General features: G+C 51.9%; 12 protein-coding genes. 10 read left to right on the top strand and 2 right to left on the bottom strand.

Annotated elements, in window-relative coordinates; genetic code table 11:
- Positions 1 to 1,704, top strand: a 1,704-nt coding sequence (locus AC3WQT_RS15975) for a DUF4214 domain-containing protein (protein WP_492705040.1), incomplete at its 5' end; no start/stop codon positions are given.
- A 120-nt stretch (positions 1,705 to 1,824) separates the two neighbouring features.
- Here the strand turns inward: AC3WQT_RS15975 and AC3WQT_RS15970 are convergent.
- Positions 1,825 to 1,959 carry a hypothetical protein gene (locus AC3WQT_RS15970; RefSeq protein WP_255431525.1) on the bottom strand — a complete coding sequence of 45 codons (135 nt, stop codon included), beginning with the start codon at positions 1,957 to 1,959 and terminating at the stop codon, positions 1,825 to 1,827.
- A 220-nt stretch (positions 1,960 to 2,179) separates the two neighbouring features.
- On the opposite strand from AC3WQT_RS15970, the gene AC3WQT_RS15965 reads away from it, so the two are divergent.
- The 9 genes from AC3WQT_RS15965 (at position 2,180) to AC3WQT_RS15925 (ending at position 14,350) form a co-directional block, all read left to right on the top strand.
- On the top strand, positions 2,180 to 3,049 hold the full coding sequence (locus AC3WQT_RS15965) for an ABC transporter ATP-binding protein (RefSeq protein ID WP_492705038.1): 870 nt from the start codon (positions 2,180 to 2,182) through the stop codon (positions 3,047 to 3,049).
- Positions 3,046 to 4,620, top strand: coding sequence for a hypothetical protein (locus tag AC3WQT_RS15960; RefSeq protein WP_492705037.1), 1,575 nt, complete (start codon positions 3,046 to 3,048; stop codon positions 4,618 to 4,620). Before AC3WQT_RS15965 ends, AC3WQT_RS15960 begins: the two co-directional genes overlap by 4 nt.
- Positions 4,621 to 4,939: 319 nt before the next feature.
- Positions 4,940 to 6,784 carry a M48 family metallopeptidase gene (locus tag AC3WQT_RS15955; protein ID WP_492705036.1) on the top strand — a complete coding sequence of 615 codons (1,845 nt, stop codon included), beginning with the start codon at positions 4,940 to 4,942 and terminating at the stop codon, positions 6,782 to 6,784.
- Positions 6,785 to 6,977: 193 nt separating this feature from the next.
- Positions 6,978 to 8,246, top strand: a complete 1,269-nt coding sequence (locus AC3WQT_RS15950; protein WP_492705035.1) for an efflux RND transporter periplasmic adaptor subunit — start codon at positions 6,978 to 6,980, stop codon at positions 8,244 to 8,246.
- A 43-nt stretch (positions 8,247 to 8,289) separates the two neighbouring features.
- Complete coding sequence (locus AC3WQT_RS15945) at positions 8,290 to 9,045, top strand: ABC transporter ATP-binding protein (RefSeq protein ID WP_492705034.1); 756 nt, start codon at positions 8,290 to 8,292, stop codon at positions 9,043 to 9,045.
- 8 nt (positions 9,046 to 9,053) lie between these two features.
- Entirely contained in the window at positions 9,054 to 10,358 is a 1,305-nt protein-coding gene (locus tag AC3WQT_RS15940) for an ABC transporter permease (protein ID WP_492705032.1), read from the top strand.
- Between the two features lie 7 nt (positions 10,359 to 10,365).
- A complete protein-coding gene (locus tag AC3WQT_RS15935; RefSeq protein ID WP_492705031.1) occupies positions 10,366 to 11,613 on the top strand; it encodes an ABC transporter permease in 1,248 nt (415 codons plus the stop codon).
- 41 nt (positions 11,614 to 11,654) lie between these two features.
- Entirely contained in the window at positions 11,655 to 12,989 is a 1,335-nt protein-coding gene (locus AC3WQT_RS15930) for a sigma-54-dependent transcriptional regulator (protein ID WP_492705030.1), read from the top strand.
- Positions 12,986 to 14,350, top strand: coding sequence for a sensor histidine kinase (locus AC3WQT_RS15925; RefSeq protein ID WP_492705028.1), 1,365 nt, complete (start codon positions 12,986 to 12,988; stop codon positions 14,348 to 14,350). The genes AC3WQT_RS15930 and AC3WQT_RS15925 overlap by 4 nt, the downstream gene beginning before the upstream one ends.
- Positions 14,351 to 14,452: 102 nt before the next feature.
- On the opposite strand, the gene AC3WQT_RS15920 is transcribed toward AC3WQT_RS15925, so the two are convergent.
- Positions 14,453 to 15,718 carry an ATP-binding protein gene (locus AC3WQT_RS15920; protein ID WP_492705026.1) on the bottom strand — a complete coding sequence of 422 codons (1,266 nt, stop codon included), beginning with the start codon at positions 15,716 to 15,718 and terminating at the stop codon, positions 14,453 to 14,455.
- Position 15,719 lies beyond the last annotated feature (1 nt).

Raw genomic sequence — 15,719 nt, 5'->3', positions numbered from 1 at the left:
AAGAATGCGGGAACCGGGATTGTGGATACCGCCAGCCTGGCCTTGAATGGCGGCTTTACCGGGCAGTTGTATCAGGTGGATCATACGGCACCGACGACTGGCATAGGTTCTGTGCGCCTATCCAATGATGATGGTGCCAGCAACACTGACTTCATTACGACTATCAGCGATCAAACTATTTCGGGCAGCCTGAGTGCTGGCCTGCTCGCAGGTGAAACCGTACAAGTCTCGCTTGACAATGGTGTCAACTGGATTAATACCCTGGCGACAGCGGGTAGCACAAGCTGGAGTTTGCCAAATCAATTGCTGACTGGCAGCAATACCCTTAAAGTCAGGGTGGCAGATCTGGCTGGCAATAGCGGGGCGACGTTCTCCCAGGCTTTCAGCATCAACCCTAACAATGACAATCCTGGCACGGGTGGCTCGGATGCAGACGGCGATGGCATTTTGCAGCGTGTAGAAGCAGAAGTACCTAATCTGCTGGGTTCAGGCAATGGCGACGGTAACGGCGACGGCATACCGGATCAATCGCAGAAGAATGTCAGTTCACTGTTATGGCATAACAACACAGCAGCGATTAATCATTATGTGACGCTGTCCAATAATAATTTCCTGTCGCAAACCAATGTGAACACCACGGTGACGCCAGCTACGCTGCCAGCCGAACTGACCATGCAATATGGCATGATCACCAGCCAGCTCACAGGCCTTGCCGCAGGTCAGGAAACCACGATGTCGCTGTACACCGATGCCCTGGGTCCGGTGAATGGCTATTGGGTACAAGACAAAACCGGTACCTGGACTAATATCGCCACTAATATTGCGACGGTGAACGGCAAGCTGAAAGTGGACTTCAAGATAGCCGATGGTGGCTTGTATGACAGTGATGGCAAGGTGGATGGCAAGATCACTCTCAACGGTGGTCTGGGCTTTAAAACCACGATCCCGACCAACCCGAATACATCCCTGCCCGGCGACAAGGATGGCGATGGTATCCCGGATGCCATCGAAGCCAGGGTAGGTACCAAGCTGGATGTCAAAGATAATGATGTGCTGCATCGCTCTGACCTGTTTGCCATGCAGCTCTACCGTGATGTGCTGTTCCGTGAAGCCGATACGGCAGGGGTACAGTACTGGCAGGGGCAGATAGACAGCGGCAAGATGAGCCGTGCCCAGGTAGCGGCATCCTTCATGGAGTCGGCTGAATTCCAGGGCGGTATCGGTGGTATCACGCGTCTTTACTTTGGTGCCTTCGACCGCTTGCCAGACCGTGAAGGCCTGGCTTACTGGATGCAGGCGCAAAAGGATGGCATGAACCTGAGTAAGATCAGTGCATCCTTTGTGTCCAGTGCAGAGTTCCAGAAAACCTATGGGGCGCTGGACAATACGGCCTTTGTAGACCGGGTCTATCAGAATGTCTTGCACCGCAGTTCAGATGCAGCAGGCAAGGCTTACTGGCTGGGGCAACTGGGTAATGGTCTGTCTCGTGGCGATATGCTGGCGGGCTTTACCGAGTCGACCGAGTTCAAGGCGAATTCGCAATCCAAAGTATCACTGACGCTGGATTACATCGGTCTCTTGGGTCATGCGCCGGATCAGGTGACCTTTGATGCACTGCTGGCACAATCAGGCACGGATGTGGTAACGCTGATCGGGCAGTTTATTAATTCACCTGAGTATCTGGCGAGATTTATGCCCGTGTGATTTACTAATGTGCGTTGCTGATGTCCGGAGTTCATTTCAAAATGAACTCCGGACATAGATTATCTTTGATTCAGATACATTCACACCAGGCTGAAATATTCTCCCTGGTGCTGTTCAAAACTATGCGCCTGTGCGCTGTGTCCATGGAATTGCCGTTCCAGCTTCCTTCTTGGCTTGCTTGGCGGCTTTCTTTTCTTTAGGCGTACTGGCTGCCTGCTTCTTTGTCTCTTTATTGCTTTGCTGAACTTTACTCATGATTTTGCTCCCGGGAACACCAAGGCCTTGGTGATAAGCCAGTATAAGCTTCAATTATCGTATTAACCGTTTTATAAAAAATATAGTCCTTGCATTTAAAAGTCATTTTAAAGCCACTTCATACCGCGATTTAAGCAATCTGTCTCAATGTCGAGGCAAAGCAAGCTGCTTTTCTCTACAGTCACCCTATTCAAAAAAATGACGATACCAGGGGGACAAGATGCTGGAAATCCGGAATGTCACAAAAAACTTTGGCAAGAAACTGACCGCAGTACATGACTTGTCACTCAATCTGGGCCAAGGTGTAGTCGGCCTGATAGGACACAATGGCGCGGGCAAGACCACGCTCATGCAAATGGTGGCTACCCTGACGCGTCCCAGTAGTGGCAGCATATTTTTCCAGGGGCAGGACATTATTAAAAAGCCGCAAGCCATACGTCAGCGCCTGGGATTTTTACCACAGGATTTTGGTATTTATCCAAACCTGACAGCGCTGGAATTCATGCAGTATTTTGCTGCTCTAAAAGGTGTACGCGATCCGGCCAGGATCAGACACTTGCTGGAAATGGTGAACTTGCATGACCAGGCCAAACGTCAGGCATCGACCTTCTCTGGCGGCATGCGGCGGCGTCTGGGCATAGCGCAAGCGCTGCTGAATGATCCTGACATACTTATCGTTGATGAGCCAACCGCCGGCTTGGACCCGGAAGAACGTTTGCGCTTCCGCCATTTATTGAGTGAGCTGGGCTTCAAAAAACTGGTGATCATGTCCACCCATATAGTCTCTGACGTAGAAAGCATTGCCAGTCAATTGGCCATCATGCGTCAGGGCAAACTGATTGCTCATGCAACGCCAGATGAAATCCTGGCGCAGGCGCATGGGCAAATCTGGACTGCCGAAATCGCCAGCCATGAATATGATGCCTTGCGCAACAAGGTACATGTATTGCAAACGCAAAAGCAAGGCAATCAAATGAGCTTGCGTATCGCCCACCCACACCAGCCTTGTGCCGGTGCCCGGCATGCAGCTCCCAGTCTCGAAGAAGCTTTGATGGCACAACGCTATGCGGTACAGGAGCTGGCAGCATGAGCCCTTCCCTGCTGAATACGCTGACTATCCTGGTATTGAATGAAGCCCGCCTGCGCCTGCGTCGTTTGAGCAGCGTGGTCGCCGTCCTGGCAGTCATCGCTTTAGCCTGGATCATGATCCCTGATCCGCAAACAGGTACGGCTTTGATGGTGATTAAAAATACCCGGGTGCTGTACACCAGTTCTGCCCTCGCATATGGCAGTGCGGCACTGGCCAGCCTGCTGTTTGGCCTGGCCGGTTTCTATCTGGTACGTGGTCGTATCGCAGAAGACATGCGCAGTGGTTGTGGCGGTGTTATCGCTGCCACGCCTATAGGTAATGGCAACTTCCTGCTGGGTCGCTGGATGGGCGGGGTGGTGTATTTGCTGGCTTTGACCGGTGCATTCATGGGTGCGATGCTGGTCTGTCATTTAGTGCGTGGCGAAGGGCCGATAGACTTGTTCATCTATCTGCAAACCTATCTGGCCCTGCTCTTGCCCATGGTATTTTTTGCCGTCAGTTGCGCCATTTTGTTTGACAGTTTTTCGCCATTGATGGGCAAGCTGGGTGACGTGATTTTCTTTTTTATCTGGGTTGCGCAAATCGCCCTGATGGAAAAAGTGGATGGCAGTATCGCAGGAGAAATCAATCCCTATATGTATATCGATTTCATAGGCTCAGCAACATCGATAGCGCATCTGAAGCTGTATATGAGTACCAAGTACATGTCTCTGGGTACGGCCACTTTTGATGCAAAGCTCACCCCCATACTTTTACCTGCCGTCATGTGGTCGGGCAAATTATTGGCCTTGCGTGGCGCCACTGCCATGCTGGCTTTATTGCCGCTGCTGCCAGCGATCGTCCTGTTCCACAGGTTTTCACCTGATCGTGTCAAAGTCAGCCAAACCCGCAAACGCCGTTCACCTTTGAATTTCCTGAATCAATTGTTGCGTCCTTTCGCTGGCATGGCCCAGCCCCTGTTTCGCCTGGCGCAAGCCTTGCCAGGCCTGCCTGGACAAATATGTGCAGATATTGCACTGACAGTGGCAAGCACACCTGTCGCCGGACTGGCATTGCTGCTCATTCCCTTGTTGTCTCTGTTTTTCCGCACAGGTGCTTTGCCTGGTTTGCTAACGATCAGTGTTGCCATCTGGGGCATACTCATCAGTGACCTGAGCAGCCGTGACCATCAGACTGCGACTGATGAAATGACCGGTGCTTTATCTGGCGGCATTGCCCAACGTTATTTGCGCCAGTTTGCGGCAACTGCCTTGCTGGGTTTAATGTTGATGGGTGTCATCGGCTTGCGTTGGGCTATGCATGAGCCTGTACGTGCACTGGCATTACTGACCGGCATTTTCAGCATGAGTGCGGTAGCCTGCCTGCTGGGGCGCTTATCGAAAACGCCTCGCACCTTTTTGTCGCTATTCCTGTTCGGCATTTATGTCGCAATCAATGCAAGCAAAGCACCGATGATTGATATATTTGGGTTCAATGGCGTGGCAAACAGTCATTCCGTCATATGGCAAATCATGCTGGGCATGGCAGCGCTGAGTATCGGGTATGTTTACAATCGCCGCGCCGCAGCATAAAACAGGGTACTGTTGATAAGTCGGTGGACAAGCTGTAGACAAGCCTGCCTTTGCCTGTGGAGAAACTGTACATAAGCTGTGGATAGATGGGAAATAAGTTTTATTTCTTTTCAGCAAAGCACAAATTGTATTAATTGTAAGCAGACTTTAGTTTGATTGTTTTAGCAAATTTATGTCCCTATACTTTTGTTGATCTGATGACGACCATGTTTCCAGATCCTCTGGAATCCTGTCTGCTGAGCTATCTGCCGCCGTTACATCTCGGCTGTTCATCAGCATCGTTCCCCCCGCATGTTGATGAACAGGAAAAATTACGCTTATGTCCGCCGGACTCTCCCTAAAAAAAGATTTAGCAAAAATACTGCTGTATTCGCTGCTGTCACTGTTCCTGATACCCGCGTTTACTTACTGGTTTTCCCAACATGTGGAAAATAAGCAGGATGAGAAATTCCTGAGTTTTGTATCACAGCAAATTGATACAGACAGCAAATTGACTGCAGACGAGAAATTTCAGCAGCAAGAATTTTTCCGCCAGTATCCGCCTTCGAAAATCTGCGACAGTAATATAGCCGAAGCTGCCAGTTACAGAGAACGTGTATGCGCCCGCTATTCAGATAACTGGCAATTCATCATGGCCAGAAAAGTTTCGGCCTGGACCATGGCCGGTGGTGTGGTCTTGCTGATCAGTGTACTCTTGCTGGGTGCCCTTGCCTTCCTCAACGAAAAAGCCCAGTACCTGAGTTTTGTCACAGGCTGGCGCGTGCTGACGTTGAGTTGTACTGCCGGGACAATTGCCCAGGGTGCGATGCTGATGTGGCTATCGTTCTGGGTCACTGCCTATTTCATGAACCGCTATTCCGTCAAGCTGATTGGCATCGCCGTCATCTTTGTGGCGATTGCGGTTTTCTATGTGATCGTCAGTATCTTCAAACGTGTTAATAACAATCATCAGATTCAGGGTGAATTGATTTCTGAACAGGCAGCACCCGGCCTGTGGCAACGCATACGCGATCTGGCGACACGTTTAAAAACTGCTGCCCCAGACAATATCGTCGCAGGTATTGATGCCAATTTCTTTGTCACCGAATCGCCCCTGAATGTCAGCGGCAGGAGTTTGCGTGGACGCAGTCTGTTCATCAGCATCCCCTTGTTGCGTTTGCTGAGCCAGTCTGAGGCAGATGCAGTATTGGCACATGAACTTGCGCACTTCCGTGGTGGCGATACGGCAAATAGTGCAGCGCTTGGCCCCAAGCTTGCACAATATGATCAATATTGTTTTGAGATGCGCAGCGCCCATGTACCTACGGTGTTTTATCTCATGTGTCTGTACCGCATGATTTTTGAAATTGCCTCTGCCCACAATAGCCGTGACCGTGAATTTCTGGCTGACCGCATCGCTGCAAAAGTGATTGCCCCAACCGCAGTCACCTATTCATTGATCAAGATTGCCGCATACGCCAACTATAGAAACGAAATCGAAAACCAGTTGTTTTCGCGTAATGAAAGACATGGTGCCAGCCTGGGGATAGCACAATTTGTGGCTTCCGGCCTGCACCCTTACGCACGTTCTTCAGCGTTCATAGATACCATGAAGGATGCCAGCGTACCGCATCCGTATGACAGCCATCCCAAGATGACTGAGCGCATGAAAAATGTCGGTCATGTCATTGCCGAAACTGATTACGGTGCTATCGTCACCAGTGTACCCGCACAAACCTGGGCCACGGATATACAGGTTGCCGACGAAATTGAAGCGCGTTTGTGGGCCAGCTATGAAGAAGATTTTTCTCAGGCGCATGAGCATAGCCTGGCCTACCGTTATGAGCCTGCCAATGAAGAAGAGGCAGCACTGGTGCTACGTTATTTCCCACCTGTGGAATTTTCCCTGAGCGAAGGAAAAGCCATACAAGTGACTTATGCAGGCTGGGTCTTGCCTGATGAAGCTGAACCATTGTCATGGGACAGGGTAGATACTTATGAATACGAAGATGGCATGCTGTCGGACACACTGACCATCAAGCATCCTGAAAAAGGCATGCTGGGTGCCAAATCGACCAAGGTGAAACTCGCCGGCATCAAGAAAGTGCGGGAAGAATTCAAGAATGTCTCTGGTCATTACTGGCACCGGCATCAAGTCATGCGCCATCAGCAATCCTTGCAGTAAATCTCTGGTATTTACGCCCTTGAAAATCCCGTCTCTGCAGGCGGGATTTTTTTATGTTGTGTACGACACACTGTACGGACAAGAGTACGGACAGTGCGGACAAAAACACAATAAAAAATACCCATACAAATCAACAACTTAAGTCTGGCACGGTTTCTGCTAAACAGTATGCAAACTGTTTAATGGAAACATCATGATAAGAGACACTTCAGGCCAGGACACGGTGCTGTCCGCCAATAAAGGACAAAAACGCAAGCGTGTCATCATTGCAGGCGTCGCTACTCTGGTGGGCATCACAGGTCTGGTATTGCTGATGTCAGCCTGGCGCGGCAGCAGCCAGTCTGTGAATGCGGCACGTTTGCGCATTGCTACAGTCGGCCATGGCACTCTGGTCAGGGATGCGTCGGTGAATGGCCGTATAGTCGCAGCAATCAGCCCGACCTTGTATTCCAGCGCTGGCGGTACGGTGACACTGAAAGCCAATGCTGGCGACACCGTCAAGAAAGGCGATATCGTCGCTGAGATAGAATCGCCTGATCTCAACGACCAGCTCAAACGCGAGCAATCGAATACCGAACAACTCGAAGCTGAAGTCGCACGTCAGCAAATCCTCGCCAAGAAACAAAAACTGATCGCCAGACGCGATGCCGACCAGGCCGAGATAGAGCGCATAGCGGCACAGCGTGCCTTCCAGCGCATAGAAGCAGCGGGTGTTGTTGGTGTGGTTGCCAAGAATGACTTCCTGAAAGCCCAGGATGCCATGCATTCCACAGAAATCCGCTCCAAACATGCAGCACAGGCGGCCGATCTGGAAAACGAAGATGTGACGCTGGAATTAAAAACCAAGATGAGCCAGTTGCAACGCCAGCGCCTCGCCCTGGATTTTGCCAAACGCCGTGTCGATGAATTGAAGTTGCGTGCACCAGTAGACGGTATCATCGGCAGCCTGGCAATTTCCAACCGCAGTGTGGTGGCCGCTAATACCGCACTGATGACCCTGGTGGATCTGTCTCAGCTTGAAGTTGAAGTGGAAATCCCTGAATCCTATATGACAGACCTGGGCTTGGGCATGAAGGCAGAAATCATGATCAACAATAACAAGATCATGGGTACCCTGACAGCCATTTCGCCAGAAGTGGTGAAGAACCAGATACTCGCCAGGGTACGCTTCAGTGACAAACAGCCTGAAGGCTTGCGTCAAAGCCAGCGCGTTTCAGCCAGATTGCTGATGGAAGAAAAAGCCAACGTCATGATCTTGCCGCGCGGCCCCTTTGTTGAGGCAGACGGTGGACGTTTTGCCTATGTAGTTGAAAACGGTGTCGCCCAGCGCCGTCCTATCAAAATGGGTGCAACCAGTATCTCTGCAGTAGAAATTCTCAGTGGTTTGAAAGACGGCGACAAAGTCGTGATATCCGGTACCGATACATTTGAAAGCGCGAACAGTGTTTCCATCAATAACTGATACCGATAAAAACATCAACAATTAATTTAAAAAGGAATATCCCATGTTACGCATGAAAAGCCTGAGCAAAGTTTACCGCACCCACCTGATAGAAACCCATGCCCTGCGTGGCTTTGACATCCATGTCAAGCAAGGTGAATTCGTCACCGTGACCGGGCCTTCCGGTTCTGGCAAAACCACTTTCCTGAATATCGCCGGTTTGCTGGAAGAATTTAATGATGGTGATTACCTGCTCGACGGCATCAATGTCAAAGGCATGGACGACAACGCCCGCACCCGTCTGCGCAATGAAAAACTGGGTTTCATCTTTCAGGGTTTCAACCTGATTCCTGATTTGAATTTGTTTGACAATGTCGATGTGCCGCTGCGCTATCGCGGCCTGAATACCACCGAACGCAAGGACCGCATAGAAGCAGCACTGGCCCAGGTGGGTCTGGCTTCGCGTATGAAACATTATCCTGCCGAATTGTCTGGTGGTCAGCAACAACGTGTGGCAATTGCCCGCGCCCTGGCTGGCTCACCCAAACTCTTGCTGGCCGATGAACCGACCGGAAATCTGGATACCCAGATGGCGCGCAGCGTCATGGAATTACTGGAAGAAATCAATGCCAAGGGCACGACTATTTTGATGGTAACGCATGACCCGGAACTGGCCGTACGTGCCCAGCGCAATGTGCACATCATTGATGGCCAGGTTAGTGATCTGGTGCGCAAAGTGCCTTCACTCTATGATGCCAAAGCAGATGGGCATACAGATGCTGATTCTGCCAATGAAATTGACAGTTCGGCAGTCGCCTGAGGAGCCGCATGATGTTTCGTTATTATTTTTTACTTGGCATACGCAGCCTGCGCCGTAACCCGGCACTAACTGCCCTGATGGTGCTTACCCTGGCAGTTGGCGTCGCTGCCAGCATTTCCACCCTGACGATCTTGCATGTGATGTCGGGTGACCCGATACCACACAAGAGCAGCCGCCTGTTCACGCCCCTGATGGATAATGGTCCACTGAAAGGCTACTCTCCGGATGACAAGCCGAATGATACCCAGATGAGTTACCGGGACGTCATGAATCATTTGTCAGCCAGGATAGGAGAAAGACGTGCGGCTATGTACGGCATATTAATGGCAATAGAACCGGCACGCAAAGACTTGCCTGTAATAGAGCCGGAAGGCGCCGCCGTCACCAAGGATTTTTTCGCCATGTTTGATACACCGTTTTTGCATGGACAGGGATGGACTGAAAATGATGATGCAAAAGCCGCAGACGTTGTCGTACTTGGGAAAAAATTGGCGGATAAACTGTATGGCAATGCCAATCCTGTTGGTCAGTACCTGACCATGATAGGCCACCAGTTCCAGATAGTCGGCGTACTCGACACCTGGGAGCCAAGTCCCCGCTTTTACCGCAACGCCACTTTTGGTGTGCAGGAAGATTTCTTCATCCCTCTTGCCAGCGCCATCCGGCATGAAATTACCCACGCAGGCGGCATGGGCTGCACTGGCGACACTGCTCCCGGCTGGCAGGGACGACTGGATTCTGAATGCACATGGTTGAGCTTCTGGTTTGAATTAAAGTCGGAAGGCCAGCGCCAGGAACTGCAAAGCTACCTCGATAATTATGCATCTGAACAGCGCAAGCTTGGGCGTTACATGCGTCAGGCTAAAAATAAGCTATTCAATGTCATGGAATGGCTGGATGAGTCGAAAGTGGTAGGCAATGATAACAAGCTGTCTGCATGGCTGGCATTTGGTTTCCTGTTATTGTGTCTGGTGAATACCGTGGGTCTTTTACTGGCAAAATTTTCTGCACGGGCATCGGAAGTCGGCGTACGGCGCGCGCTGGGGGCATCCCGCAAAGAGATATTCAATCAATTCCTCATCGAAAGCAGTGTCATTGGCCTGGCTGGCGGTGTTGCCGGCCTGCTTTTGGCGTTTGGTGCGCTTGCCCTCATAGCCAAGCAATCGAAACAGCTTACTGTCGTGGCACACATGGACTGGCAAATGCTGAGCATTACCTTTGTGATGTCAGTCACTGCGGCCATATTGGCGGGATTGTTCCCGACCTGGCGTGCATGCCAGGTAACGCCTGCGATACAACTCAAATCACAATGAGAACAATATGAAACTCAATCTGGAAATTCGCCCCATATTATCTGCACTGCTGCGCAGCAAGACCGGTGCCATCCTGGTAGCCCTGCAAGTTGCCATCAGCCTGGCAATTTTAACCAACGCTGTCTACATCGTTCAACTGCGCATGGAAGTGGTGGCACGCCCCAGCGGCCTGACAGAAGAAAATGATCTGTTTTCCATCAATATCAGCAACCGCAAAGTTGCTGATCATGCAGAACAGATCGCTACGCAAAAGCAGGAAGAAGCAACAATACGCGGTGTCCCTGGCGTACAAGGCGTCACCCGGGTCAGCCAGACACCATTATCGTGGTCAGGCAGTACCACTGGTATTTCGCTGGACAGAAAACAGGCTGCTACCAGCGCCAACGTGTCGATGTATATCGCGTCAGAATCCGTGATGAAACTCTGGGGTCTGAAGCTGGCTGACGGGCGCGACTTCAATCAGGATGAATTCCGCGAAATTGACACCAGCACCAGCAAGGAATTTCCTGATGTCGTCATCATTACCAAGAGCCTCGCAGAGAAACTTTTCCCCGGCCAAGCTAGCGTGGTAGGGAAAACAATTTATTTTGGTACTGGTGACGATGCGAATGGGACAAGGATCATTGGCGTGCTTGACCGCTTGCAAACCCATGGAGCCCAAATTGGTGCAAAAGGTGAAATTTCGGTTGTCTTGCCGACACGTCTGTCGAATGACCCTTACTCCAAATATTCGATACGTGCTGAACCCGGTCAGCGTGAACGTGTCATGAAGGATGTTGAGATGGCGCTCAGGAAAGCATCTGCCACACCCATCGTCATCAATATGCGTAGCTTCCAGGAAGACCGGACCAGACGCTACCGTGCTGACAATGGCCTGGCCTGGATGCTGATTGCAGTCTGCGTCTTGCTCTTATTGGTAACCGCCAGCGGCATCGTCGGCATTTCCAGCCTGTGGGTGACGCAGCGCCGTAAGCATATCGGTGTGCGCCGTGCATTGGGTGCGCGCAAGATAGATGTGCTGCGTTACTTTGTCACAGAAAACCTGATGATCACCAGTTTTGGCATTGCTTGCGGCCTGGCACTGGCGGTAGCCTTGAATCAATTATTGGTCAGCAAACTGGAATTAACGAAATTGCCTGTCCCTTATTTGCTGGGAGGCAGTGTAATTTTCTGGATACTTGGTATCATCGCGGTGGTGGGACCGGCGGCGCGTGCTGCGTCGATTTCACCTGCCACTGCTACCCGCAGTACCTGATGTGCTGAAAACCTGAAGCCGTGAAAACTCAAACACTGACAATGCCTACCGTATTAATTATTGATGACAACGCCACCGTCGCAGTGGCACTGGAAGTGCTGTTTTCCCTGCATGATATTGATGCGGTCTGCGCCACATCGCCAGAACAGGGTCTGGCGATGCTGGAACATCAGTCTATTGATCTGGTGATACAGGATATGAACTTCACGGCCGACACCACCTCTGGTGATGAAGGCCGTGCCCTGTTCACTGAAATACGCAAGCGCTATCCTGACCTGCCCGTGATCTTGCTGACAGCCTGGACACATCTGGATGCGGCGGTGGAACTGATCAGGTCAGGCGCTGCCGATTATCTCGGCAAACCCTGGAATGATCAAAAACTGCTGACTACGGTCAGGAATCTGATAGAACTGGGGCAAAGCAACCGTGCCCTGCAACAAAGACTGCAACGTGAACGCAAGCAAAAACGCGAGCTTGAACAAAAATTCAATCTCTGCAATCTGGTATGGAATGATGCGGCCACCGAGCGGGTACTGGGCATGGCTTGCCAGGTAGCCCGCGCCGATGTGCCCGTGCTGATCACCGGGCCGAATGGCGCAGGCAAGGAAAGAATCGCCGAAATCATACAGGCCAATTCCAGTGTCAAGGACGGCCCTTTTGTTGTATTGAATTGCGGTGCCCTGCCTGCAGAACTGATAGAAGCAGAACTGTTTGGCGCAGAAGCTGGTGCATATACCGGTGCCAGCAAGGCGCGCGAAGGCAAGTTTGAAGCAGCAGATGGCGGCACGCTGTTCCTCGATGAAATTGGTAATCTGCCGCTGGCAGGCCAAATGAAATTATTGCGTGTGCTGGAGACCGGGCGCTTTGAAAGGCTGGGCTCGAACAAGGAAAGACAGGTCAAGGTACGCGTCTTAAGCGCCACCAACGCTGACTTGCCAGCCATGATCAGGGCTGGCAGCTTCCGCCAGGATTTGCTATACCGCCTCAACGTCATTGAATTACATTTACCTACGCTGGCAGAACGCACCGGCGACATCTTGCCGCTGGCAGAATACTTTCTCAGCAATGGCAAGACCCTGCATCCCAGTACAGCATCAGCACTGGTGCAATATGCCTGGCCAGGTAATGTCAGGGAGCTTAAAAATGTCATGCAACGCGCCTGCCTGTTGGCAGCCAAGTCCGAGATCATGCCAAGCGATCTTGGCCTGCCATTGGTGAATAGCTGGGTCAGTGAGCAGGAGCCAGACAAGGATGCCATAGAACGCGCCCTGCAAAAAGCCCATGGCGTGGTGGCGCAAGCCGCCGCCGAGCTGGGCCTGAGCCGCCAGGCACTATACCGGCGTATGGACAGGCTGGGCATCAGTCGCAGCGCATGACAGATCAGGTGCCTCCATCAACTGGCGCGGTCGGTAAACGCCCGCTGTTTTCCATGCTCACGCGGTTGAGCCTGTTGATGGCGGCAATGTTATTGCTGGCAGTCGCTATCAGCATGCTCATGCTGCATTTGTTGCCAGACCAGCTCTGGCTGGCTACTGGCCTCAGTCTGTTGATCATCTTGCCCATAGGCGTGAGTCTGTTGCGCAGCCAGTTGCAAGCCATGATACGTTTGTTTCATACTCTGGCAGGCACGGTCATCAGTTATCAGGACAATGATTTTTCCATCGGTGTGCACTGGCCGCTACAAGATGAGCTGGGTGAACTGGTAGAGGCCCACAATGCGCTGGGCGATGTATTACGCAAGCAGCGATTGAATCTGGTACAGCGCGAATTGCTGCTTGATACCATGGTGCAAAATACGCCAGTAGCAATGATGCTGGTAGCCGACCATGGCCCCATTGTGTTTGCCAATATCGCTGCCAGGCAATTACTGAACCAGGGACGCAAGCTGGAAGGTTTCAGCTTTAATGAAGTGATGATGCAAGTCTCGGCCTCCTTGCGCGAAGCCATACTGCGCGGGGGTGATGGCCTGTTCACAGTGGCCGCCAAAGACCCGGAAGAAGAGGAAGAAGTCTATCACCTGGCGCGCCGTCATTTCAGCCTTAACGGTCGCCATCATGAATTATTCTTGCTACGCCACCTGACGGTGGAATTACGCCGCCAGGAAGTACAGACCTGGAAAAAAGTCATACGCGTTATCAGTCATGAATTGAATAATTCTCTGGCACCGATTGCTTCACTGGCAAATTCTGCTGCTGTACTGGTAGGACGTGGCCAGACCGAGCGCTTGCCAACTATCCTACAAACAATAGAAGAACGCACCCGCCATCTGGAAAGTTTTATCGATGGTTATGCGCGCTTCGCCAAATTGCCAACACCCAGGCTGGAGAGTACGCGCTGGGATAGTTTTATCGCAGGCCTGAAGTCACAAGTTATCTTCACCGTCATCGACAATTTGCCAGAAGAAGCCATCAACCTGGACCGTGCGCAGATGGAACATGCCTTGCTGAATTTATTGAAGAATGCCCACGAATCCGGCTCAAGGGAAGATGAGGTCAGCCTTGGCATACGCAACTTGCAAGGCGTCATACGCATCGAAGTCATGGACAGGGGTAGCGGCATGACGGATACGGTGATGTCGAACGCCCTGATCCCCTTTTATTCCACCAAGCGTAGCGGTACAGGCCTGGGCCTGGCACTGGTGCGTGAAATCATAGAAGCACATGGCGGCAGAATCAGCCTGCAAAACCGTGAAGGCGGCGGCTTGACTGTTAGTCTGTTCCTGCCTATACCGTCATAGAAGCTGCTGCAAAATTAACCTGGCGTTGTTGCACCTCCCAGTCGTACTAAAAGTACTGCCTTCGTCGGTGACGCCTGGCCAGTTTAATTTTGCAACGGCCTCTCAGGCAAATGCAATAGGCAAGATCAATAGCATACATAAACCCGCAGCGCGGCGATTGCTGGCGGTGATGCTGCCACCATGCGCCTGTATCACGCGCTGGGTAATCGCCAGACCCAGGCCATATCCCTCACTGCTTTGTTCGGCCAGCACACTACGATAAAAGGGTTGGAAGATACTTTGCAATTCAGCTTCCGGCACCCCCTGTCCTTCGTCCAATATGGAGACATGCAATTGACTGTCCTTGACCTCGGCCTGCAGGGTCACTGCAGTGTCAGGGCGGGTATGCCGTATGGCATTGCGCAAGACATTTTCCATGGCACGATGCAGTAATTCATAACGGCCCAATACACAGACCTTGCTGATTTCATCGGCAGAAAATTCCGTCTTGAAAGCCTTGCCTGCGGTCTTCGCTTCAAAATGGGCATTGTCGGTCAGGTCGGCAAATAATTCATCCATGTGTATCAGGTCTTGCCCCGCGTTGGCGCCAGCTTCCAGCCGCGATAAAGTCAGGATTTCGCCCACCAGCTTGTCCATGCGCACAGCCTCCCTGTCCATGCGTACCATGTATTCTTCGGCCTTGTCCGGCTGCTGGCGTGCCAGGCCTATGGCTGCCTGCAGGCGTGCCAGTGGTGAACGCAATTCGTGCGAGACATCGTGCAAAAGGCGGCGCTGGTTTTGCAGGGAGCCTGTCAATTGCTCGGCCATGCGGTCAAAATCGTGCCCTAGCTCTGTCAACTCATCCTTGCGCTTTCCCATGCTATCCCCTATGCGCGTTTGCAGCTTGCCACCGGCCAGTTCATGAAAGGCTTCACTCAGCCTGCGTATGGGTTTGGACATATACCATGCCATCAGGGCTGCAAACAGCAGACTGGCGAACAATGCAACTACCATAGGGATAAAGGCACGTGAATCGCCGCCATCAGGTGGGGGCTTGCGCATACCCATAGGTGCTTGTCCTGGCTCACCTGGCGGGCGGTCCGGTCTGGCACCATCAGGAAAATCAGGCTTTGCGCCTTGTCCAGGTCCGGGCCCAAGTCCTGGCCCTGGCTCTGGTCCCGGACCACGTTTGGATCCAGGCCTAGCTCCAACACCACGCCAGTCTTCGTGCGGTGGCTTGCTGGCAACCGGCTCTCCGGCAAGCGATTTAGCCATTTCTTCATTACTGTGTTTAATCCAGAAGGTGATGCTGATACCAGCGATCGCCGTCAATTGCGCCAGCCAGATGAAGAAAAAGAACTTCCAAAACAAACGTCCGAGTTTCAGCATA

This window comes from Undibacterium sp. FW305-107 (assembly GCF_058788535.1).
This window is presented reverse-complemented; position numbering and strand designations above follow the sequence as displayed.

Excerpts from the sequence above, each read along its gene's own strand:
- AC3WQT_RS15970 (WP_255431525.1), bottom strand. The coding sequence starts at position 1,959 with ATGAGTAAAGTTCAGCAAAGCAATAAAGAGACAAAGAAGCAGGCAGCC.
- AC3WQT_RS15965 (WP_492705038.1), top strand. The coding sequence starts at position 2,180 with ATGCTGGAAATCCGGAATGTCACAAAAAACTTTGGCAAGAAACTGACC.
- AC3WQT_RS15960 (WP_492705037.1), top strand. The coding sequence starts at position 3,046 with ATGAGCCCTTCCCTGCTGAATACGCTGACTATCCTGGTATTGAATGAA.
- AC3WQT_RS15955 (WP_492705036.1), top strand. The coding sequence starts at position 4,940 with ATGTCCGCCGGACTCTCCCTAAAAAAAGATTTAGCAAAAATACTGCTG.
- AC3WQT_RS15950 (WP_492705035.1), top strand. The coding sequence starts at position 6,978 with ATGATAAGAGACACTTCAGGCCAGGACACGGTGCTGTCCGCCAATAAA.
- AC3WQT_RS15945 (WP_492705034.1), top strand. The coding sequence starts at position 8,290 with ATGTTACGCATGAAAAGCCTGAGCAAAGTTTACCGCACCCACCTGATA.
- AC3WQT_RS15940 (WP_492705032.1), top strand. The coding sequence starts at position 9,054 with ATGATGTTTCGTTATTATTTTTTACTTGGCATACGCAGCCTGCGCCGT.
- AC3WQT_RS15935 (WP_492705031.1), top strand. The coding sequence starts at position 10,366 with ATGAAACTCAATCTGGAAATTCGCCCCATATTATCTGCACTGCTGCGC.
- AC3WQT_RS15930 (WP_492705030.1), top strand. The coding sequence starts at position 11,655 with ATGCCTACCGTATTAATTATTGATGACAACGCCACCGTCGCAGTGGCA.
- AC3WQT_RS15925 (WP_492705028.1), top strand. The coding sequence starts at position 12,986 with ATGACAGATCAGGTGCCTCCATCAACTGGCGCGGTCGGTAAACGCCCG.
- AC3WQT_RS15920 (WP_492705026.1), bottom strand. The coding sequence starts at position 15,718 with ATGCTGAAACTCGGACGTTTGTTTTGGAAGTTCTTTTTCTTCATCTGG.